The sequence below is a fragment of the Paraburkholderia sp. Clong3 genome, assembly GCF_050436485.1.
Classification (GTDB): Bacteria; Pseudomonadota; Gammaproteobacteria; order Burkholderiales; family Burkholderiaceae; genus Paraburkholderia; species Paraburkholderia tuberum.
Window position 1 is genome coordinate 2,004,544 of record NZ_JBNDMH010000003.1, and the last position, 21,232, is coordinate 2,025,775.

The 21,232-nt window shown below is 65.2% G+C and carries 14 protein-coding genes and 2 pseudogenes; 9 read left to right on the plus strand and 7 right to left on the minus strand.

Going from position 1 to position 21,232, the window contains the following annotated elements; translation table 11 throughout:
* The first annotated feature begins 170 nt into the window (after nt 1-170).
* Nucleotides 171-677, plus strand: coding sequence for a PRC-barrel domain-containing protein (locus OKW30_RS32560; RefSeq protein ID WP_429348652.1), 507 nt, complete (start codon nt 171-173; stop codon nt 675-677).
* Nucleotides 678-739: 62 nt separating this feature from the next.
* The gene (locus tag OKW30_RS32565) at nt 740-1,153 is read left to right on the plus strand and encodes a DUF3175 domain-containing protein (protein ID WP_429348653.1); all 414 of its coding nucleotides are present in this window, start codon (nt 740-742) and stop codon (nt 1,151-1,153) included.
* A 38-nt stretch (nt 1,154-1,191) separates the two neighbouring features.
* Here the strand turns inward: OKW30_RS32565 and OKW30_RS32570 are convergent, their stop codons facing one another.
* The 4 genes from OKW30_RS32570 to OKW30_RS32585 form a co-directional block, all read right to left on the minus strand.
* Entirely contained in the window at nt 1,192-2,046 is an 855-nt protein-coding gene (locus tag OKW30_RS32570; RefSeq protein WP_429348654.1) for a LuxR C-terminal-related transcriptional regulator, read from the minus strand.
* Nucleotides 2,047-3,957 carry an AAA family ATPase gene (locus OKW30_RS32575; protein ID WP_429348655.1) on the minus strand — a complete coding sequence of 637 codons (1,911 nt, stop codon included), beginning with the start codon at nt 3,955-3,957 and terminating at the stop codon, nt 2,047-2,049.
* Between the two features lie 159 nt (nt 3,958-4,116).
* Complete coding sequence (locus OKW30_RS32580; RefSeq protein WP_184062474.1) at nt 4,117-4,902, minus strand: response regulator transcription factor; 786 nt, start codon at nt 4,900-4,902, stop codon at nt 4,117-4,119.
* 288 nt (nt 4,903-5,190) lie between these two features.
* Nucleotides 5,191-6,282, minus strand: a complete 1,092-nt coding sequence (locus OKW30_RS32585) for a YadA family autotransporter adhesin (protein WP_260335516.1) — start codon at nt 6,280-6,282, stop codon at nt 5,191-5,193.
* Here OKW30_RS32585 and OKW30_RS32590 point away from each other — a divergent pair.
* Together OKW30_RS32590 and OKW30_RS32595 are read left to right on the plus strand one after the other, a co-directional pair.
* Nucleotides 6,263-6,520: pseudogene (locus OKW30_RS32590) on the plus strand (PLP-dependent aminotransferase family protein); the annotation flags it as partial. The gene OKW30_RS32585 and the pseudogene OKW30_RS32590 sit on opposite strands and share 20 nt — an antisense overlap.
* 71 nt (nt 6,521-6,591) lie before the next feature.
* A complete protein-coding gene (locus OKW30_RS32595) occupies nt 6,592-7,164 on the plus strand; it encodes an FUSC family protein (protein WP_184039715.1) in 573 nt (190 codons plus the stop codon).
* A gap of 25 nt (nt 7,165-7,189) precedes the next feature.
* Here the strand turns inward: OKW30_RS32595 and OKW30_RS32600 are convergent, their stop codons facing one another.
* On the minus strand, nt 7,190-8,170 hold the full coding sequence (locus tag OKW30_RS32600) for a cupin domain-containing protein (protein ID WP_187630732.1): 981 nt from the start codon (nt 8,168-8,170) through the stop codon (nt 7,190-7,192).
* A 117-nt stretch (nt 8,171-8,287) separates the two neighbouring features.
* On the opposite strand from OKW30_RS32600, the gene OKW30_RS32605 reads away from it, so the two are divergent.
* Complete coding sequence (locus tag OKW30_RS32605; RefSeq protein ID WP_090809722.1) at nt 8,288-8,629, plus strand: carboxymuconolactone decarboxylase family protein; 342 nt, start codon at nt 8,288-8,290, stop codon at nt 8,627-8,629.
* Between the two features lie 141 nt (nt 8,630-8,770).
* Here the strand turns inward: OKW30_RS32605 and OKW30_RS32610 are convergent, their stop codons facing one another.
* On the minus strand, nt 8,771-10,267 hold the full coding sequence (locus OKW30_RS32610; RefSeq protein WP_429348656.1) for a carbohydrate porin: 1,497 nt from the start codon (nt 10,265-10,267) through the stop codon (nt 8,771-8,773).
* 1,157 nt (nt 10,268-11,424) lie between these two features.
* On the opposite strand from OKW30_RS32610, the gene OKW30_RS32615 reads away from it, so the two are divergent.
* The 3 genes from OKW30_RS32615 (at nt 11,425) to OKW30_RS32625 (ending at nt 14,879) form a co-directional block, all read left to right on the plus strand.
* Nucleotides 11,425-11,565, plus strand: coding sequence for a hypothetical protein (locus OKW30_RS32615; RefSeq protein WP_429348657.1), 141 nt, complete (start codon nt 11,425-11,427; stop codon nt 11,563-11,565).
* Between the two features lie 214 nt (nt 11,566-11,779).
* Nucleotides 11,780-13,537 (plus strand): ABC transporter permease, encoded by a 1,758-nt coding sequence (locus OKW30_RS32620; protein ID WP_429348658.1) that lies wholly within the window; start codon nt 11,780-11,782, stop codon nt 13,535-13,537.
* A 4-nt stretch (nt 13,538-13,541) separates the two neighbouring features.
* Nucleotides 13,542-14,879, plus strand: coding sequence for an AAA-associated domain-containing protein (locus tag OKW30_RS32625; RefSeq protein WP_429348659.1), 1,338 nt, complete (start codon nt 13,542-13,544; stop codon nt 14,877-14,879).
* A gap of 170 nt (nt 14,880-15,049) precedes the next feature.
* Here the strand turns inward: OKW30_RS32625 and OKW30_RS32630 are convergent.
* Nucleotides 15,050-16,106, minus strand: a pseudogene (locus OKW30_RS32630) (aldo/keto reductase).
* 260 nt (nt 16,107-16,366) lie between these two features.
* Between OKW30_RS32630 and OKW30_RS32635 the strand changes: the two are divergent.
* Nucleotides 16,367-21,046, plus strand: coding sequence for a DEAD/DEAH box helicase (locus OKW30_RS32635; protein WP_429348660.1), 4,680 nt, complete (start codon nt 16,367-16,369; stop codon nt 21,044-21,046).
* Nucleotides 21,047-21,232 lie beyond the last annotated feature (186 nt).

Here is a 21,232-nt window from a genome sequence, read left to right on the forward strand (position 1 = left end):
GCTGGCGTCGGCACGGACGAAATAATTGCAAACGCGCTTGCATCCTTTACGCACGCGGTGCCTCGTCGCGCGGATGCGCCGCGCGCCACGGCGTAACGGCGCCGCATGGCTAGATGGAACGGCCGTTGCTAAATGCCTCGGTACATTCACCCCTTCAAAAGGAGCCCATCATGGTGATGCAGACCCAGACACAAGGTGCGAACATCGTCGGTAAAGGCACCGCGACCGCGGAAGGCCCAGGTCCGGATGTAATGGCCGCGGCTACGCTCGACGGCAACAAGGTTATCAGCAGCGACGGCGAGCACATCGGCAAGATCAAGGACATCATGCTAGACGTGCGTTCGGGCCGCGTCGCGTATGCGGTGCTGTCGAGCGGCGGTTTTCTCGGCATCGGCGACAAGCTGCTCGCGATTCCGTGGAGTGCGCTGACACTCGATACGCAGGAAAAATGCTTCGTGCTGAACATGGTGGCCGAGCGCGTGAAGAACGCACCGGGATTTGATAAGGATCACTGGCCATCGATGGCGGATCAGACGTGGGCCACCACCGTGCATCAGTACTACGGCAGCGAACCCTACTGGGGCGGCGACGTCTATACGAGGCGCGACGACCTCGGCGCCGATGACATTCCCGCGGGTTCGTCGGATGCGCCCGAGGCCGGTGGCGTGAAGCTCTGATCGCCAAATCGACCATTTTCGACGCGTGGCGAGTCCGACATTCCGCTTCGGGAGACCACACAATGGCGACCCGAAAGACCAGCAGCAAATCGAAACGCCCTGTGTCTCGTGGCAAGTCGGGACGGCCACCGCGTCAGCGCCACGCGCGGGCGCATGCCGCGCAGCGCGCCAAAACCGCGAAGTCGAACGGCGCGTCCGGCGCGAAGAGATGGTCGCATCACGTAATGGAAACGAGCGACGCGATGGACATCCGGAAGGATATTTTCAAAACCGGCAGCGCGGAGTCCATCGCGCAATCGTTGAAGCACTCGTCGACGGCGAGCAGTCGACGCAAGGGCACGCCGTTTCAATCGGCGATGTCGATGCTCAATTTCTACATCAATCGAGCGGGCCGAAACCTGCCGAAGGAGCGGCGCGATACGTTGCAGCGGGCCAAGCGCAAGCTGCGCGAAGCATTTGGACGAGAGCCGCGGTGAGGTGACCGGATGACGGCGCCATCACGCGGCACGGCGCTTCAGTCGGCTCCAGGCTGAATGCCGAAGACACTCTGCACGGCCTCGTACCGCGAATTGACGTTCAGTTTTTCGAACACGTTCTTCATGTGCCATTTGACCGTCTCGGGTGCCAGATTCAATGATCGTCCGATTTCCTTGTTGGACAGCCCGCGAGCGACGTAGCCCAGTATTTCGAGTTCTCGCGCGCTCAGTGTGCCCGGCGTTATCTTCGTGTCGGCATAGCTCGACGAAGAAGATGGCGTGTTATCCGCCTCGTCGAAAGCCGACAGCACCGTGCCGATATACGTGGCGTGCCCGGTCGCGATTTCCGATGGCGTGCGGCGAAAGCGTTCCAGTAACGCACGCATCGGCGGCCCCTCGTCCACGAAGCTATTGATCATCCCCATCGCGCCGCCGATCCGCAGCGCGTTTCCCAGCGCGGCGAACGCCTGTTCCGAAGCACCGTTCTGCTCATGCGCGAGAGAAAGCAGCAGCGAAACGACGGCCTCGGCATAGCGCCAGCCCAGTGCAACCAGATTGTCGAGTGAGCGCGAGAGAAAACCAACGGCGTCGCCGGCGGCATTTTCAGCGAGCAGAACGCGGGCTTGCAGCACGCAGTAGCTTGCCCACGTTTCCATCGCCGAGCCCCGTCGCCCTTCGCACATCATCGGTACACTCGCGCTCAGTTCGTCGGTGACCTGTCGCGCCTCGACCACCCTACCGTCGGCAAGCAGCTGTCTGACGGTTTCCGCATCGCACGCGAGCTTCAGACGCAACCATCGACGGGTTATCGCGAGCTGTCGACCGTCCTCGAGAACGGCGAGCGCCGGCCCTTTTTTGCCATCCCGCCACAGCAGGCGCGACGCGGTGAGCATCTAGCGCATCAATGCGGCGAGCGGCGAAGTCTCCAGCGCGATGGTCATGCGACCGTCGATCAACTTCCGCGCCTTGGACAGCTCGTTGCACTCGTAGTAAATCGACGCAAGGCAACCGGCTACCGCGGCCGCGCCCGCCGACCACTCTCCTAGCTTGTCTTCGGAGTACCGCATCGCGACCTCCATCACCCGCCTCGCATCGGGAAGTTCGCCGTGTATCAGCGCGGCGATGCCGTACACCGCGTCGCGCAACATATCCGCGCTGTTCGGTTTCCGGCTGAGTCCCACCTGATCGACCCGCGCTCTCCATACGCGGGAGATGTAGGCGAACTGCCCTCTATACATCAAGCCGAAAATCTCCGCGCTTTGCCCGTAATGGCGTACCCACGGTTCCGCAGGCGCCGTCGATGCCTCAACGGCACGCCCGAGTTCCAGCGCATGTTCGCTGTCGTCGTTCACGCAAGCGATCATCGCGTGGATCGCGTTGATCTCCGCCCATGCGACCTCGTCGGCTACCGACCGATCATCACGGGCCATTCGTTCGAACTCGTCGGCAATCTCGCCGATCTCCTTCGACGCGCGCGCGGTCTCAAGCGACATCGCGAGAGCCCAGGCTTTCGCCAGACGCAAGCGCAGTCGACCCGCGATCACGTCCGGCGGCAGTTTGCGAATCCAGCCCGGCAGCCTGAACGGGTCGCCGCGTTGGAGCATCTCCATCGCACAGTTTTCGGCCCACTGCGCCGCCTGCCCGATGTCGCCCGCGGCCAGCGCATGTCGCACGGCTTCGCGCCACAGGCGAGCCCGCGCGAACCACAGGCTGGCCCGGCGATGCAGCAACGGAACCTGTCCTGGCGTCTGACGCATGAGACGGCGGCGAAGCGCATCGCTCAGCAATGCGTGATAGCGATACCAGTTCTGCGTCTCATCGAGCGGCCGGATGAACACGTTATGCCGCTCGAGCCAGTCCAGCTTTTCTCCGCTTTCGCCCTCACCGCCCATGACATCGTCGCACAGCGTCGCCGTAAGCCGCTCGAGAATCGACGTGTAAAGCAAAAACGTCAGCATGGGCGGCGGCAAATGCGCAAACACCGTATCGTTCAGGTAGCGATCGATGCCGAAGCGGGAACCGGCGAGATGACTGGCGAGCGCGGCCACGTCATCGATCCGGTTCAGTCCGAGCGAAGCCAGTTGCAAACCGGCCACCCAGCCTTCGGTCGCGCTGTTCAACAACTCGACGCTGTTGCGGTTGAGCAGCGCGTTACCGGTGTGGTCGAAAAACGCCTGAGCATCGTCGAGCGAAAAGCGCAGATCGTCGACATTCACACGCGAAAGTTTGTCGGGCGAGCGCAGCCCGCTCAGCGACAGCGCCGGTTCGCCGCGCGCGCCGAGCAGCACGTGCAGGTTGTCGGGCGCGTAGCGCAGCAGGCGCGACACGATCGCGAGAACGGGTTTCGCGCTCAGACGGTCGACGTCGTCGAGCACCAGGAAAACACCGCGGCCGTATGCGGCGATGCCATTGAGCAGCACTGAAATGACCGTTCTGACCGGCGTGTGCGCATCGTTATCGAGGAGTTGCTGTGCCTGCCACGCGATCTCCTTCGACGCGCGACAAAGCGCCGCCACCAGATAGGCCCCGAGTTGCTGCGGATCGTCGTCTTCTTCATCGAGACTGAGCCACGCAACGGGACGCTTCTTTCTCGTTTGCGCGTCGCTCCACGCGGCAAGCAAGGTCGTTTTGCCGAAACCCGCGGGCGCGGTCACGAGCGTAATGTGACGCGGACGTCGTTCATCGAGTCGCCGGAGCAATCCCGGCCGTTGCACGCAACCCGCGGGAAGACGCGGCGGCATCATCTTGGTCTGGATCAGCGACACGATCCATTCACGCTCGAAACTATCAGCGGTTGTATTCATGAGGTGTCCTCTCACCGGCTATCCGTGAGAGGCATGGAGGGTCGTTGTGAATTTGCTTTCAAGATACGCCGAACCGTATGACGACTCAATGAGGAGCCGCGCAACGAGGCGCGACCAGCGCAATCCGCTTCAGGTCGCTCATGGTCTCGTGTCGGATCGCTAGCGGAGATCGTTTTGCGCGCCCTGCTCGGACCTGTCCTTCTCCGCGACAGCGTCTTCCGGCTCGGCGCTCGCCGGCGCTTGCGCTTGCGCGCTGCCAGCAGCGACCTCGTCGAGCCGGTAGCCGTGCGTATAGACGGTCGTCAATCGCACGCCGTTGTCCGGATGCAGGGTCAGCTTGCGTCGCAGCCGGTAGATATGCGTGTCGATCGTGCGCGACGTACTATCCAGCTCGCGGCCCCACGCAAGCTTCGCCAGAAGCCGCTTGGAAACGACCCGTCCGAGGTTCGCGAAGAAATAGGCCGCCACGTCGAATTCCTTTTCCGTCAACAAGATCGATTCGCCGTGCAGAAAAACACTGCGCTGCGTGACGTCGAAGACATACGGCCCAACCGCGATTGCACTTTCCACCTTGATGCTGCGTCGTGTGCGACGCAACAGCGCGCCTACCCGTGCCCCCAGCTCTTTGGCCCGGAACGGCTTGACGACGTAGTCATCCGCGCCGGCGTCCAGCGCCTGCACGATGTCGACTTCCAGAAGCCGGCTGGTCACGAACAGCACCGCGGGTTCGCGGCCCAGGTGACGGCGTATCCAGTACAGCACCTCGAAGCCGCTCATGCCCGGCAATTCCCAGTCGAGCACCACGAGATCGACCTCGTTGGCCTGAAGAAAACTGATTGCGTCCTTGCCCCGCTCGACCTTGTTTATTCGATGCCCGGATTGCCCGATCTCCCTTTCGACCGAATCAGCTTGCGCGGGATTGTCTTCCACCAACAGGATATTCATCTATCACCTTTTTCTTTCGCCCTGGCGACTTGAAGACCGGCCCGCTCGACAGATGCGGCGAAAGACATTTGCATCTGGAATTTCACTCACACGAGCAACCAGTTCAAACAGGACGAAAAAGCCAACATAGAAAATCGCATACGGCACCAGGTCGGCGTGAGCGGCCAGCGGCGCCGGCCCCGTATGCATTGTGAATTTCGAGAAGAACGATAGAGCCAGTCGCCTTTCAAATCGCCCCCCTTTGGGAGGGGGGGATGGTGTTTTCGAAGGGGGGGTCATATTGCACGATCACCCCCCCTTATCAGTGATTCGATCTGGCGCGCGAGCATCCGGCCGCGCGTCGGCGGCGGTAATGGATCGGGATCGTCGCGGACATACAGCCGGTTTCCCCGTCGCGCTCGTACCGACGCCGCCCTTGACCTTCAGGTTGGCGGTCACCCGCGCGGAAAAGCCGATTGCAACGGCCGTGTAGCCCTTGTAGTTGCCCGAGCCGATTCCAACCGAGAGGGTCTTGCCGGGGTCGACGTCCGGGATCCTCGTCAACGCGGTCGCGCCGGCGATGCCTGAATAGGCCTGGCGCGCCACCGCGTTCACCCCCTGCTGAACCGAGTCCAACTGCTGCATGTTGACCGCGTCGGTCGGACTGACGCCCGGCGCGACGTTCGAGATCGTCCGTTCGTGACCGAGCGAGCCGATCGACACCGAGTTCGCGTCGCTGGCGGCGGAGCCCGCACCGAGCGCGACCGAGTTGGGCGCGGCCGCAACCGCATTCGCGCCGAGCGCCGACGAACCCGCGCCGCTCGCCTGTGCGCCCGACCCCAGCGCAACGCTGGCGCCGACACCGCCGAGCGTCACGCTTGCATGGGACGCGTTGTCGTACAGCACCGCGTCGTTGTCGATCGAGGTCACCGCCTGCAACTGGCTCACGTTGACCGCATCGGTCGGCGCTGTGCCCGCGGCGACGCCGGTCAGTTGGCTCGCGCCCGCGGTGCCCACGAAGTCGACGACGTTGCCGCCCGTGTTCGCGCCGACCGTTACCGTGCCATTGCCCGGCGCGCCGCCGACCTGCTGCACGAGGCCGACGGTGCCGTTGGCGATGCCTGTCGACAGTGCCGTCACACTGCTCGACGCCGTGGTGAGGCCGGTGGACAACGACGCGAGATTGCTGTTGGTGGTGTTGAGCCCGGTCGACAGTGACGCTACGCCGCTTTCTGCGGCGCTGATCGCCGTTGAAGTCGAGGTCGACAGCTGGCTCAGGTTGCTGTTGGTCGTGCTCAGTCCGGTCGATAGCAACGTAACGCAGCTTTGTGCGGTGCTGAAGCCGGTCGCGGTCGAGGTCGACAGCGAGGTCAACTGACCGAAGAGCGACCCCGCATGCATGTTCGTGTGGTTGCGCGTGCCGCCGCCGTGGCGCTCGGACGACTTCGCGGCAAACGCGCTCGCGCGCGGGGTCAACACGATGCCCGCATCCGCGTTCGCGGTCGATCGCTCGACGGTCGAGCACGGCGTGCGCATCAACCTCGCTTGCGCCGAGTCGCGCGAGCAGTTGACGCGTGGCCTGCAGATTCTCGCGCACACGCTACGCGACCGGCCGCGCGCGCTGTTCGGTACGATCTAGCTAGCAGTGGAAGCGTGAAGCGGAGCCGCTAGAATACGGGACCTCCTGCCCCGCCGAGCCGCCTTCATCCGATGACTCCGTCCGACGATTCAAGCCCTTCCTCACGCACGCACGCCGCCGATGCGCTGTTCGCTTTCCTGAAGACGCTGCCGCTCGGCGACCGCTTGATCGAGGGCGGCTTCATGGCCGTGCAGGCCGTGGCGGGCGCGAGCCTCGCGTTCGGCATCGGTCGCACGCTGCACACCGAGCAGGCGTTCTGGGCCGCGATCACCGCGATCGCGGTAAGCCAGCATAGTTATATCGACACCCGCAAGCTGTCGCGCGACCAGTTCATCGGTGCGATGGTCGGCGGTATTTGCGGGCTGATCGGCACGCTCGCGGGCGGCGGCCATTTTGCCGCGTACGCGGCGACCGTGGCGGTCGCGATCCTGATCTGCTGGGTCGTCAACGTCGGCAGCGCAGCGCGCCTCGGCGGCATCACCGCGACGATCATGCTGCTGGCGCCAGGCATCGGCCCGGCGTGGGACAAGGCCTTTCTGCGGCTTGCCGAAGTGACGCTCGGCACGGTCTGCGCGCTCGTGGTCGCGCGACTGATGGCGTCGCTCGAAAGGCGCGCGTTCAGCAAGGGCGGACCGCCCAGATAGAATCGCCCACGCGTTGAGTCTTTAGTCAGTCATCCAGAGCATCGTCCGTTGGTGTGCGGCGCCGGTAACGTCCCGGCGTCACACCGACGCTTTGCGCGAACGCCTTGCCGAACGCCGCCTCCGATTGATAGCCGACCGCCTCGCCGATGTCCGCCGCGCTGCGTTGTGTGCGCAACAGCAGATCGCTGGCGATCGCCATGCGGATCTGCGTCAGAAAATCCATCACGGTCACGCCCGCGCGCGCGTTGAAGTGGCGCGCGTAGGTCGCGCGCGACATCGCCGCGCGCTCGCCGAGTTCAGAGATCGTCCATGCGCGTTCGGGCGCGTCGAGCATGGCCTGCACCGATGCGCCGAGGCGTGCGTCCGTCAGCAACGCGAGCATCCCGGTGCCGTTCGCATTGCGCTCGCCGTGCACGCGCAGTGCCATCGCGAACAGCGCGTGGCTCAAGGCCGTCACGATCGCGAGCGCGCCAGGCTGACGCCGCTCCGCTTCGCCGCGCATCAGAGTGATCATCGTCTGCAACGCATCGAGCGTTTGCGCATCCCCGAGCGATACGTGCAGCGGATCGGGCAGCACATTGAGCAGCAACGCCGATGAACCGGGTGCATAGACGAAGCGGCCGCACAGCAGATCGACGCCGTCATGAATCGCGGTGTCGTTGGGCGCGTGCGCGGCCGTGGCAGTGGTTTCGTGGCCATCGTTGCGCCGCACCGGCAGCATGCCGTCATGCCCGAGCGTCAACGGCAGGCCACCCGCCGAGCGCTTTACGTCGCGCATGCGATGCGCGGCGCCACGCGGAAACAGCATGAAATCGCCGGCCTGCAATTCGAGCGGCTCGCCGGCGGCGGTCTCGATCACACAGCTGCCGTCGAGCACCAGATGAAACGGCGCAACGCCCGCCTCCAGCGGCGCGTGATCGATGTCGAATGCGCCTGATAGCAGGCAGCGAAGATCGAGACTCGCTTGCGGCCGGGCAAGGTCGATCAGGCGACTGAGCGTGTCCATGAGACGAGCGCGCTAAAAGTTGAGTCGAATGAGTATTCAGGATATCGCGGCGCGGCGCAATACTTTGTCCCACGACGCCGGCAACCGCCGGCGCGCAACGGACCAAGGAGCACTGCCATGTTGAACTGGATCGATTACCGCAAGGAACTGTTCGGCCGTATCGGCGAAATGTCGAAGCTCGCGCCCGAAAGCGTGAAGGCGTATCAGGCGATGTCGAGCGCCGGTCAGAAGACCGACCTGCTCGGCGCGAAAATGCGCGAGCTGATTGCGCTCGCGGTAGCGGTCAGCCTGCGCTGTGACGGCTGTATCACGGTCCATACGGCCGAGGCGCTGAAGCACGGCGCGACCCGCGAGGAAATCGCCGAAGCGCTCGGCGTCGCGATGGCGATCAACGCGGGCGCGACGCTGGTGTACTCGGCGCGCACGCTGGACGCGGTCGCCGCGCATACGCAGGGGTAAGCGAGACTGATGATTAGACGCAGCGATTGCCAAGTCATCGTCCGTCCTTACGTGCCGCATCGACCCGTCATGTCCGGCGATGCGGCGCGCGGCCCTTGTTGAAGCGATCGATCAAACGCGTACCAGCCTGATGACCGTTCCTCAGAACTGAATCGTCGTACGCAAACCGAGAACCGCTTCGTTCTCGATGCGCTGGAACGAATCGTCCGGATGCGGAATTCCGCCGCCCGGCCGCCAGAAGTACTGGAAGTCCGCTTGCAGCATCCACCACGGCGCGACCTGATACTGATAGGTGGCTTCGAGCATCGTCTCCGCGCTGCGCGACGGATAGCCCGGCGTGTACAGCGGCTGCGCGCTCGCAAGATCCTGCGCGTGCGAGCCGATCTTCGCATAGCCGAGCGCGAGCCCGACCACGTCGGTGTCGCGCCCCTTGAACGGCGCCTTGAGCGTCACGCCCGCGTTTACGCCGAGATCGACCAGATTGCGATCGCCCGGCGCACCCATGATGCGCGCGAACACACCGAGCGACCGCGGACTGTCGGAGCCCGCGCGCCACACCATCTGATCGGCGACCGCGTAGAAACTGTAGTTGCCGCGATGACTCGTCGGCACGCCGTTGCTCGCCGGATTCGCTAGCGACAGGCCGCTCGTGTCGAAACCCTGATCCGCGAAGTGGTTGCTGTTGTACCAGAAGCCGAGCTTGTAGGTGCCCGGCAGGCCGGCCGGCTTCGGATCGGACGCATTCGCCGACGGCTGGTTGATCGCGTACTGCAGTTCGCCGATCACGAGCACGCCGTTGCCGAGATTGAAGTTCGTGCCGCTCGCGTTGAGCTTTTGCGGATCGCCGACGCCTGGCGCCGGATTGCCGTCGAATACGCCGCCCAACACGGTTACTCCGTTCGCGAACGACGCCCGCGCCCTCACGCCGAGCGACGACAGCGGATAGGCCGGGCCGCCCGCCGGCAGATCGACGGACGGCAGCACTGGCCAACCGAACGTCGCGTTCATGAAGGTGGCCGCGTACTGGCTGACCATGAACTCCTGATCGAGACTCTGCTGACCGATCTTCACGTCGACGTTGCCGAGCGACTGCTGATACCACAGTTCCCACAGACGGGTCGCGGCGTCGGCTTCGATGCCGCTCGCGGTTTGCAGCGTTTGCAGATTTCTGGCGGTCAGGCTCGTGCCGTGAATCTGCAGACCGGACACGTTGAAAGTGCCGCCTGGCAATCCAAACGCCTTTTGCGCATCGACGACGAGTCCGAACTCGGTCAAGCCTTGATAAGCACCGCCGCGATTCGTCCCGCCCGAGAGGTTGCCCATGTACTCGCCGGTCTCCTGCAGATTGAAAGTCACACCGTAGTTGCCGAGCCACGGACGCAAACCGCCCATGTCGCCGAGCAGGTTCGAGCGCTCCCACAATCCCGCGGGCGCGGCGACGCTCTGATCGGCGGGCGCCGCATTGTCCGTGGCGCCGGGAGCCGGTGCGGCCGGGGCGGTCGATGACGCCGCTTGCGTCGGCGCGGCTTCGCCGGGTGTCTGCGCGAACGCGCGAGGAACGAGGCCGAGAGAAAGAACTGCGCTCACGGCGATGGCACCGCCGGAACTCAGCGGTCTGCGCTTGTAGATATTTTCCATCACGTATCTGGGGTTGAAGTTATAGGCGGATCGCTCCGTTGTTGTTCGCACACGCAGGTGGCAAACGTGTGTTCAATTCATTCCCGGCATGCAAGCTTGCGCGAGCCAGCGACGTTACGTAACGCACTCCGGCGCACAACGAGCGCAACGCGCTTACTGATTCCGCCCGCCACAGGCGTTGCTGCACTATCTGAAGCAGATAGACAAGCATCATCCCTCCGCGCCGCTCGGCCCGAAGGCGAGCGCAATGCGAAAGCGCAACCGCCTCTGCAAGCCGAGGTTGCAGACGACGGTCAGAAAAGAGGAAGCGTGCTACGGAAAACCGGCAGCAAAGGCCGGTCAGAATTGAAGCGCGCTAACCCGAATGGGGCGAGTTAGCGGCGAAGGAGTGAACCTGCGGCGACTATCTCGCGGTTGTGTTGCCGGCGCTGGCCGGCATCGGACTTCCACTGCCTGAACATGCGTCCATGGGTGACTCCTTCGATACGTTGGGGCGGATTGTATTGACGTCGCCCGAAAAAGCGCAAGTAAAAAACGCATAAAGACAACGTCGGGTTCTCGGGGCCGCACGCAATGATTCTCGAACTCGTTACGCAAGCCTTCGTCGATAAATGTTGGCTCTGCTTACAGAATCTGGTTGACTCCGGGTTTTTACCGCGTCTAGAATTCGCCCGTCTTCTCAAATGGGGCTGATGCCTTGGACACCTGCAGTAGTCGATCTTCGAACAGTTTCACTGCCTGACCGGCAGAACGTCCGCGCCCCTTCCCCGCGCCGCCGTTCCGCCAGCAGGCAGAACGGTGCGCGCCGTAGCAAATCTTCTTCGTGCACCTCGATCATGAGCGCCATGTGGACGCCGCCTTCGCTCGTCCGCACTGGCACGCCCTCGCAAGCCTTCGGGTTTGCGGCCGAAGCTCGCCGATACCCGCGCCTGGTCGCGGGTTCTGGCGAGGCCGGTAAAACCACGCTGCGTGCCTGAGCGCAGTTCAACCCGACGAGGAGCCCCATGCCCGACAGTGACAGTTGTTGTTTATGCCCCTTCCCTTCAGCCTTAGAGAAGGAAAGCAGCTAGCAACCTGACGCCGCGCCAAGCGTGCGACGTTGGACCGTCTGCCCGCTTTCCGCTTGCCGCGTCACATACGACGCGCGGAGAAACGTCATGTATTTCGCTCTGCTTTTGCCGCATCTGCCCTATCGCAACGAGCCGCGCGCTCACTACGAGTCGCTTCTGTCGCTCGATCCGGTCCAATCGAATCGGCTTGTCACGCTGTGGCACCGAATCGGGTCGCTGCTCTCTTAAGTCCTGCCAGGTTTCTGTCACGAATCAACGCCATTATCGAAAGATTGTGGCGTTGCCTCGTCGTGGCCGTTGCTTGCTGAATGAACCCTTTCATCAACTTGCGATTCGTCATGTTCCAACTCAACAATCCCTCGCGAATCGATGCATGTGTCGCCGCCCTGTACGGCGGCACGACTTCGCTGTGCGCAAATACCCACGGCCCCGGAGGTTACTGATGGAGTTCGGTTTCAACCTGAACCGCACCGCCAATGCATCCGCACGACGGCTGCGTCCAAACGGATGGGACTTCGTCGCGTTCCCGCTGATCATCTGCCTGATCGCGATGGCGTCGATCGGCTTTCACGAGACGCTCGCGCCGATGTCGACGCTAAAGACGCAGGCGATCTCGCTCGATCCGGCCAACCTGCCCGAGTACGCGATGCGCACCACGCTGCGCATGCTCGCGGCGATGGTCGCGTCGCTGATCTTTACGCTGGTCTACGGGACGCTGGCCGCCAAGAGCCGCCGCGCCGGTCTCGTGCTGGTGCCGATCCTCGACATCCTGCAGTCGGTGCCGGTGCTCGGCTACATCTCGTTCACGGTCACGTTCTTCCTCGCGATGTTCCCGGGCCGCGTGCTCGGCGCCGAACTCGCCGCGATCTTCGCGATCTTCACGAGCCAGGCGTGGAACATGACGTTCAGCTTCTATCAGTCGCTGCGCACGGTGCCGCGCGATCTCGACGAAGTCTCGCGCGGCTTTCATCTGACTTCATGGCAGCGCTTCTGGAAACTCGAAGTGCCGTTCTCGATGCCCGGCCTGATCTGGAACATGATGATGTCGATGTCGGGCGGCTGGTTCTTCGTCGTGGCTTCAGAAGCGATCACGGTCGGCAATCACACGGTTACGCTGCCGGGCATCGGCGCCTACCTGGCGCAGGCGATCAGCGACAAGAACCTGCACGCGGTCGGCTGGGTCATTCTGACGATGACGGTCGTGATTCTCGCCTATGACCAGTTGCTGTTCCGGCCGCTCGTCGCGTGGGCCGACAAGTTCCGCATGGAGACCACGACTTCGGGCAACGCGCCGCAGTCCTGGTTGCTCGACACGATGCGGCGCACACGTCTGATTCATCAGTTGCTGACGCCGGCGGGCGTGATGCTCGCGACCACCGCACGCATTCCGTTCCGTGTGCCTTTCGCGAGCGCGCGACGCGCCAGCGGACCGCGCGGCGAGAAATCGACGCGCGTGGGGGACATCGTGTGCGGCGTGCTCGTATTCGTGCTGACGGTCTATGCGATCTATCGCGTCGTCGCCTATGTGCGTGCCGGCGTCACGCTCGACGAGGTCGGTCACGTGTTCGTGCTCGGGCTCATCACACTACTGCGGGTCGCCGTGCTGATCGCGATCTCCTCGGTGATCTGGGTACCGATTGGCGTGTTGATCGGCCTGCGTCCGGCGCTCGCCGAAAAGGTCCAGCCGCTCGCGCAGTTTCTCGCCGCGTTCCCCGCGAACCTGCTGTTCCCGGTGTTCGTGATCGTGATCGTGCGCTTTCATCTGAATCCGGATATCTGGCTGTCGCCGCTGATCGTGCTCGGCACGCAGTGGTACATCCTGTTCAACGTGATCGCGGGCGCGACCGCCTATCCGAACGACTACCGCGAGGCGGCCATCAATTTCCGCATCCGGGGCTGGCAATGGTGGCGCCAGCTGATGCTGCCGGGCGTATTCCCTTACTACGTAACTGGCGCGATCACCGCATCGGGCGGCGCGTGGAACGCGAGCATCGTGTCCGAGTTCGTCCAGTGGGGCGATACCAATGTGGTCGCGCACGGCCTCGGCGCCTATATCGCCGAGACGACCGCCGCGGGCGACTTTCCGAAGATCATCCTTGGCGTCGCCGTGATGTCGCTATTCGTCACGCTATTCAACCGCGCGCTGTGGCGCCCCCTGTATGCCTTTGCCGAAATCAGGCTGCGACTCGACCAGGAGTGAACCCATGCAAAACGTCATTCAAGCCATTCCCGCCGACCGGCTCCAGTCGTCGCCGCGCGTGGGCGCGCAAGTGCTGAACATCGAGCACGTGAGCCGCGGCTTCCATAAAAACCAGAGCGACCTGCTGGTGCTCGACGACGTCAATCTGACGCTGCACGAGGGCGAAATCGTCGGACTGCTCGGCCGCTCGGGCTCGGGCAAGTCGACGCTGCTGCGCATCATCGCCGGTCTGATCCGGCCGACGAGCGGCAATGTGACCTACCTGGGCAAGCCGCTCGACGGTCCCGCCGAGGGTGTCGCGATGGTGTTCCAGACCTTCGCGCTGTTTCCGTGGCTGACGGTGCTGCAGAACGTCGAAGCGGGGCTGGAGGCGCTCGGCGTCGGCGTCGAGGAGCGGCGCACGCGCGCGCTCGCCGCGATCGATCTGATCGGCCTCGATGGTTTCGAAAATGCGTATCCGCGCGAACTGTCGGGCGGCATGAGGCAGCGCGTCGGCTTCGCGCGCGCGCTCGTCGTCGATCCGACCATCCTGCTGATGGACGAGCCGTTCTCCGCGCTCGACGTGCTGACCGCCGAAACGCTGCGCACCGACCTGCTCGACCTGTGGAACCAGGACCGCATGCCGATCAAGTCGGTGCTGATCGTCACGCACAACATCGAGGAAGCCGTGTTCATGTGCGATCGCATTCTCGTGCTGTCGTCGAACCCCGGGCGCGTGGTGGCCGAGACCGTAGTGCCGTTCGCGCATCCGCGCAACCGGCTCGACCCGGATTTTCGCGCGCTCGTCGACGAAATCTACGCGAAGATGACCGCGCGCCCCAGCGACACCGCGGCCAAACGCGAACTCGAACCCGGCAGCTGGTTGCCGAACGTGTCGACCAACCTGATGGCCGGTCTGCTCGAAACGCTCGCTGCAGCGCCCTACAACGGCCGCGCCGACATGCCCGACATCGCGCGCACACTGCAGCTGGAAGTCGACGAACTGTTCCCGGTCGCGGAGATGCTGCAGTACCTCGGCTTTGCCGAAGTCAGCGAGGGCGACGTGCTCCTGACGCCACCCGCGCATCGATTCGCCGAGGACAGCACGCAGGAGCGCAAGATCATGTTCGCCGATCATCTATTGCAGCGCGTGCCGCTCGCCGCGCGAATCAGAAAGGTGCTCAACGAACGGCCCGGACATCGCGCGCCGCGCGTGCGCTTCGAGCAGGAACTCGAGGACCTGCTGTCCGACAGCGCGGCGCAGGAGACACTCGATGCGGTGATCGACTGGGGTCGTTACGCGGAAATCTTCTCGTACAACGACAAGACGGAGACTTTCAGTCTCGCGGACGTCGAGACCTGAGCGAGTGCCGAAACGAAATGGCCGCGGAGAACCTGAGAGCGGCGGATCGTCTTCACGAGTTGGCGGTTTTTCCAGTCGACCGCCTCAGGCCCGCGCGCGCGAGCATGAAACTCGCGCGGCCCATCGATGAAGATTCGGGCTTCCAGGGCGAACGCGAGTACGCCGTCGCGTTATCGCTGCACGACGTGCCGAACCTCGGCCAGCTGCTGCCGGCGTTGCTCGCCCTGCCGCTCCAGCATCCAGCCGGGGTACTCCGCCGGCAGCGCGCTGACTTCGGCCAGCTTCGCGAGCTCATCGGCGGATAGCGCGACGTTGGTCGCCGCGATGTTGTCGTCGAGCTGCTCGATTTTCTTCGCGCCGACGATGACCGTGCTGACGACACGCTGATGCAGCAGCCACGCCAGCGCGATCTGCGCGACCGAGACGTTTTTCGCTGCAGCGATTTCGCGCATCACGTCGATGCAGTCATACGCGCGCTCGCGATCGACCGGCGGAAAATCGAAGTTCGTGCGACGGCTGCCCGCTTCGGCCTGCTGCTCGCGTCCGTATTTGCCGCTCAGCAAAACCGCCCGCGAGCGGACTCCACACCATCAGGCCGAGGCCTTCGCTTTGCAGCATCGGCACGAGTTCGCGTTCGAGATCCCGGCCCGCGAGCGTGTAATACGCCTGCAGCGTTTCGAAGCGCGCGGTGCCGAGCCGCTCGGCGATGCCGAGCGCCTTCGCGATCTGCCACGCGGCCCAGTTCGACACGCCGACGTAGCGCACGTGGCCGTGCTGCACGAGCGTATCGAGCGCGCGCACGGTTTCTTCGATCGGCGTGGCCGGATCGAAACCGTGGATCTGATACAGGTCGACGTGATCGAGTTGCAGACGCTTCAGGCTCGCCTTGATGCCGTCGAGGATGTGATAGCGCGACGCGCCGCGCGCGTTTGCGAACTCGCCGGTCTGGCCGAACACCTTGGTCGCGATCACGACCTTGTCGCGCGGTACTTGCAGATTCTTCAGCGCCTGGCCGGTGATCTGCTCGGACAGGCCGCCCGCGTAAACGTCGGCGGTGTCGATGAAATTGATGCCCGCGTCGAGCGCCCGGCCGACCAGCCGCTCCGCGTCGTTCTGCTGCAGATCGCCGATCTGCCGCCAGATGCCTTCGCCACCGCCGAAGGTCATCGTGCCCAAACACAACTCTGAAACAAACACACCGGTACGGCCCAACTGGTTATATCGCATCGTCGACGCTCCATCGTGGGTGCAGGAAGAGTCGTCAAGCGTACTGCAATTGGCGGAGGTTGGTAGGAGTGGCACACACGCCGCAAAAGACTACGAATTCCAGCAGCGGCGCGAAGCCCGATGCGCCGCGCACGAGCGGCGAAAACCTGCGAGACTGACGGCTATTGCGCCGTCAGCGTGGAATGACCCACAACCCCAAAACGGTCGACATTGCCCGGTGCCGACTGGATATCCCCGGCGCCGCCCTCATCTGCACAAGCATGACTTCGGCAAAGACTTCCGCCGCACTCGACGCGGCGCCCCGCTCCCGCAAGACCCGCTCCACCGCGAGCGCGGCGCGCGCCGCCGCGCCAGCCTTACCGCCAGCCCAGCAGGCGCTCGACGGTTTTCACCCAGCCGTCGCCAACTGGTTCCAGCAAACCTTCGCCGCTCCGACCGACGCACAAGCCGCCGCGTGGCCGCAGATCCGTAGCGGCCGCTCGACGCTGGTCGCCGCGCCGACGGGCTCCGGCAAGACGCTGACCGCATTCCTGTCCGCGCTGAACGACCTGGTCTCGCAAGGCCTCGCGAACGGCGGCACGCTGCCCGACGAAACGCTGGTCGTCTACGTGTCGCCGCTGAAGGCGCTTTCGAACGACATCCGCCTGAATCTGCAACTGCCGCTGCAAGGCATCGCCGCCGAACTCGACAGGCTCGGCCTGCCGCCGCTCGACATTCGCACCGCGGTGCGCACCGGCGACACCACGCAGCAGGAACGCAATGCGTTGAAAAAGCGCGCGCCCCACATTCTCGTGACGACGCCCGAGTCGCTGTACGTGCTGCTCGGCTCGGATTCTGGCCGCCGCATGCTGGCGACGGTGCGCACGGTGATCGTCGATGAGATTCATGCGCTCGCCGGCAGCAAGCGCGGCAGTCATCTCGCGCTGAGCCTCGAACGGCTCGACGCGCTCTGCGCCCGGCGCCTGCCGCGCATCGGGCTGTCGGCGACGCAAAAGCCGGTCAGCGCGGTCGCGCGGTTTCTGGTCGGCGGCGCGAGCCTCGAGAGCGACGTACCGGCCGAGTGCGCGGTGATCGACGTCGGCCACGTCCGCGCGCGCGACCTCGCGCTCGAGATCCCGCCGGTGCCGCTCGAAGCGGTGATGGCCAACGAAGTGTGGGAGCGCGTCTACGACCGGCTCGCCGAGCTGGTCGCGCAGCATCGCACGACGCTGATCTTCGTCAACACGCGGCGGATGGCCGAGCGCGCCGCGCGTCATCTGACCGAGCGGCTCGGCAAGGACGCGGTCGCTGCGCATCACGGCAGTCTCGCGAAAGAACATCGTTTCGACGCCGAACAGCGCCTGAAGCGCGGCGAACTGCGCGTGCTGATCGCGACCGCTTCGCTCGAACTCGGCATCGACATCGGCGACGTCGACCTCGTCTGCCAGATGGGTTCGCCACGCGCGATCGCGCCGTTCCTGCAACGCGTCGGCCGCTCGGGCCACCACGTCGGCGGCATGCCGAAGGGGCGGCTCTTTCCAGCCTCGCGCGACGACCTGCTCGAATGCGCGGCGCTGCTCGATTGCGTGCGGCGTGGCGAACTCGATGCGCTACGCATCCCGCGCGCGCCGCTCGACGTGCTCGCGCAACAGATCGTCGCGGAAGTGTCGAGCGCCGAGTGGAGCGAGAATGCGTTGTTCGACATGCTGCGGCGCGCAGCGCCGTACGCGGATCTGTCGCGCGAGCAATACGACGCGGTGCTGCGCATGCTCGCCGAGGGCTACACGAGCCGCCACGGTCCGCGCGCCGCGTACGTGCATCGCGATGCGGTAAGCGGCACGCTGCGCGGCCGGCGCGGCGGCAAGCTGGTCGCCGTAACGTCGGGCGGCACGATCCCCGAAAACGCCGATTACGCCGTCGTGCTCGAACCGCAGGCGATCAATATCGGCACCGTCAACGAGGACTTCGCGGTCGAAAGCCTCGCCGGCGATGTGTTCCAGCTCGGCAACGCGTCGTACCGGATTCTGCGAATCGAGAGTGGCCGGGTGCGGGTCGAGGACGCACAAGGGCAACCGCCGAACATTCCGTTCTGGCTCGGCGAGGCGCCGGGGCGCAGCGACGAGCTGTCTTTCGCGGTCACGAGATTGCGGGAGCAGGTCGAGCGTTTGCTGACGGTGGGCGAGCCGGCGTCACACGCGGTTGCGTCGGTGCCAATCGCCGCGGCGCAAACCGAAGCAGCCGCAACGCCCGCGAAATCCGCGGCAAAGAGAGGACGCAAAGCGAAAGCTGCCGTGGCGCAGAGCGCGACGCAGACCACCACGGCGTCCGCAACCGCCGCAGCCACGTTGCCCGCGAGCGAAGCCGAACCCACGGCCGCGCGCCTCGACCGCGCCATCGCCTGGCTCGCCGACGAGCTCGTGCTGGACGCGCCCGCCGCGCGCCAGATCGTCGAATACCTGGCGCGTGCGCGCGCCGCGCTCGGCGTACTGCCGACGCAGAGCACGCTGGTGATGGAGCGCTTCTTCGACGAATCGGGCGGCACCCAGCTCGTGATCCACTCGCCGTTCGGCAGCCGCGTGAACCGCGCGTGGGGGCTCGCGCTGCGCAAGCGCTTCTGCCGCGGCTTCAACTTCGAGTTGCAGGCCGCCGCCACCGAAGACGCGATCGTGCTGTCGCTGACCGGCAGCCACTCGTTCGTGCTCGACGAGGTCTGGCGCTATCTGCACTCGAACAGCGCCGAACATCTGCTGATCCAGGCACTGCTCGATGCGCCATTGTTCGGCGTGCGCTGGCGCTGGAACGCGACGACCGCACTCGGCCTGCCGCGCTACACGGGCGGCCGCAAGACCGCGCCGCAACTGCAGCGCATGCGCAGCGAGGATCTGCTCGCGAGCGTGTTTCCCGAGCAGGCCGCGTGTCTGGAGAACGTCGTCGGCGAACGCGAGGTGCCGCGCCACCCTTTAGTCGACCAAACTATCGACGACTGTCTGCACGACGCGATGGACAGCGAACGCTGGCTCGCGCTGCTGCGCCGCATCGAGCGCGGCGAGTTGCGGCTCGTCGCGCGTGATCTGCCGGCGCCGTCACCGCTCGCCGCCGAAATCCTGACCGCGAAGCCCTACGCGTATCTCGACGACGCGCCGATCGAGGAGCGCCGCACCCAGGCGGTGCTGAACCGCCGCTGGACGGACCCTGAAAGCGCCGACGATCTTGGCGCGCTCGACGCCGCCGCGATCGACAGCGTGCGCGACGAGGCGTGGCCGCAGGCGCGCAACGCCGACGAAATGCACGAAGCGCTGACGGGCCTCGCGTGCATCACCGGGGCCGAGGCGCTCGCGCACGAGGATTGGCCGACGCTGCTTGCGGCATTGGCGAATGCCGGCCGGGCGACGCGCTTGCCGCTGGCCGCGCAAGCCAACGCGAACACGGGCAACGACAACGCCAGCGACAGCGCACTGTGGCTGCCCGCCGAACGCCTCACCTGTTTCGAAGCGCTGTACCCCGGCATCGCGCGCAATCGCTACACACCGCCGCTGAGCGCCCCGAAGGGCTACACCGAGAGCTGGAACGCCGACGACGCGCTCGTCGACGTGTTGCGCGCGCGGCTGACCGGCTTCGGCCCGCTGACGGTCGAGGCGATCGCGCGTCCGCTCGGTTTGCCGGCCGACCGGATCGAACAGGCGCTGATCCGGCTCGAAGCCGAAGGCTATCTGTTGCGCGGCCGCTTCACGCCGCACACGAGCGACGAGCAATGGTGCGAACGACACCTGCTCGCACGCATCCACCGCTACACGGTGAGGCGGCTGCGGCGTGAGATCGAGCCGGTCGAGCGGCACGACTTCATGCGCTTCCTGTTCGAATGGCAGCATCTGACGCCGACGTCGCGCGCCGAAGGCCGCGACGCGCTCGCCGCCGCGCTCGACCAGCTCGAAGGCTTCCAGGCCGCGGCCGGCGCGTGGGAGGAAGACATCCTGCCCGCGCGCGTGCGTGCCTACGCCAGCAGTTCGCTCGATGAGCTATGCCGCGCCGGCAAGATCGTCTGGACCCGCCTGACCGAGCGGGCGCGCGGCGCCGCCGGTCCGGTCCGCGGCACGCCGATCGTGCTGCTGCCGCGCGTCCAGCTGCGTGCGTGGCGCGCGCTGCTCGATCCGGCGCGCCAGGTCGAGTTGTCGGCGCTCGCGCAAAGCGTGCACGACACCCTCGCGCAACACGGCGCGATGTTCTTCGACGAACTGCTCGCCGAGGTGCGCGTGCTGCGCATGGAGCTCGAAAACGCGCTCGGCGAGTTGGTCGCGGCCGGCCTCGCGAACTCCGACAGCTTCGCGGGCTTGCGCGCGTTGCTGAAGCCGGTCGCCAAACGCAACGCGTTTTCCAGCAGCCGGCGCGCGCGAGCGAGCGCGCTGATCGGCGGCATGGACGACGCGGGGCGCTGGGCGCTCGTAAGCCGTCCGTCCGCCGGCGCGCCGGAAAATCCCCCCGAACGGCGGCGCCAGTTGCCGCCCGAGGCGCTCGAACACGCCGCAATGACGTTGCTGCGCCGCTACGGTGTCGTGTTCTGGCGCGTGCTCGAACGCGAGGCCGAATGGCTTCCGCCGTGGCGCGATCTGCTGCGCGTTCTGCAGCGGCTCGAGGCGCGCGGCGTGATCCGCGGCGGGCGGTTCGTCAACGGACTCGCGGGCGAGCAGTTCGCGCTGCCCGAGGCGATTCCGCTGCTGCGCGAGGTGCGCCGGCAGCCGAACGACGGTGCTCTTATCTGCGTTGCTGGGACCGATCCGCTGAATCTCGTCGGCACGCTGCTGGTCGGCGACAAGGTGCCGGCCGTGACCGGAAACCGCGTGCTGTATCGCGACGGCGTGGTGGCGGCCACGCTGGTGGCCGGCAAGTTCCGGTTCGACGCGGCGCTCGACGCCAACCCGCCCGAACGCGAACGCGCCCGCGCGCTGCTGGCGCGCCGCCTCTAGCGACGTCGTCGTGGCGTCGTTCTGGCGGGTAATAATCGCGCCGCGCGCGGCCGCGCCGGCCCATACTCATGGTTAGCAAAACGTTAATGATTCTTCGCTCGAATTGTCACGCTTAGATACAATGAGGCAGTTTCACTTTAGTATGAGGAAGACTGTCTGCCGCCGCCCGCCTTGATTGGGACCGCC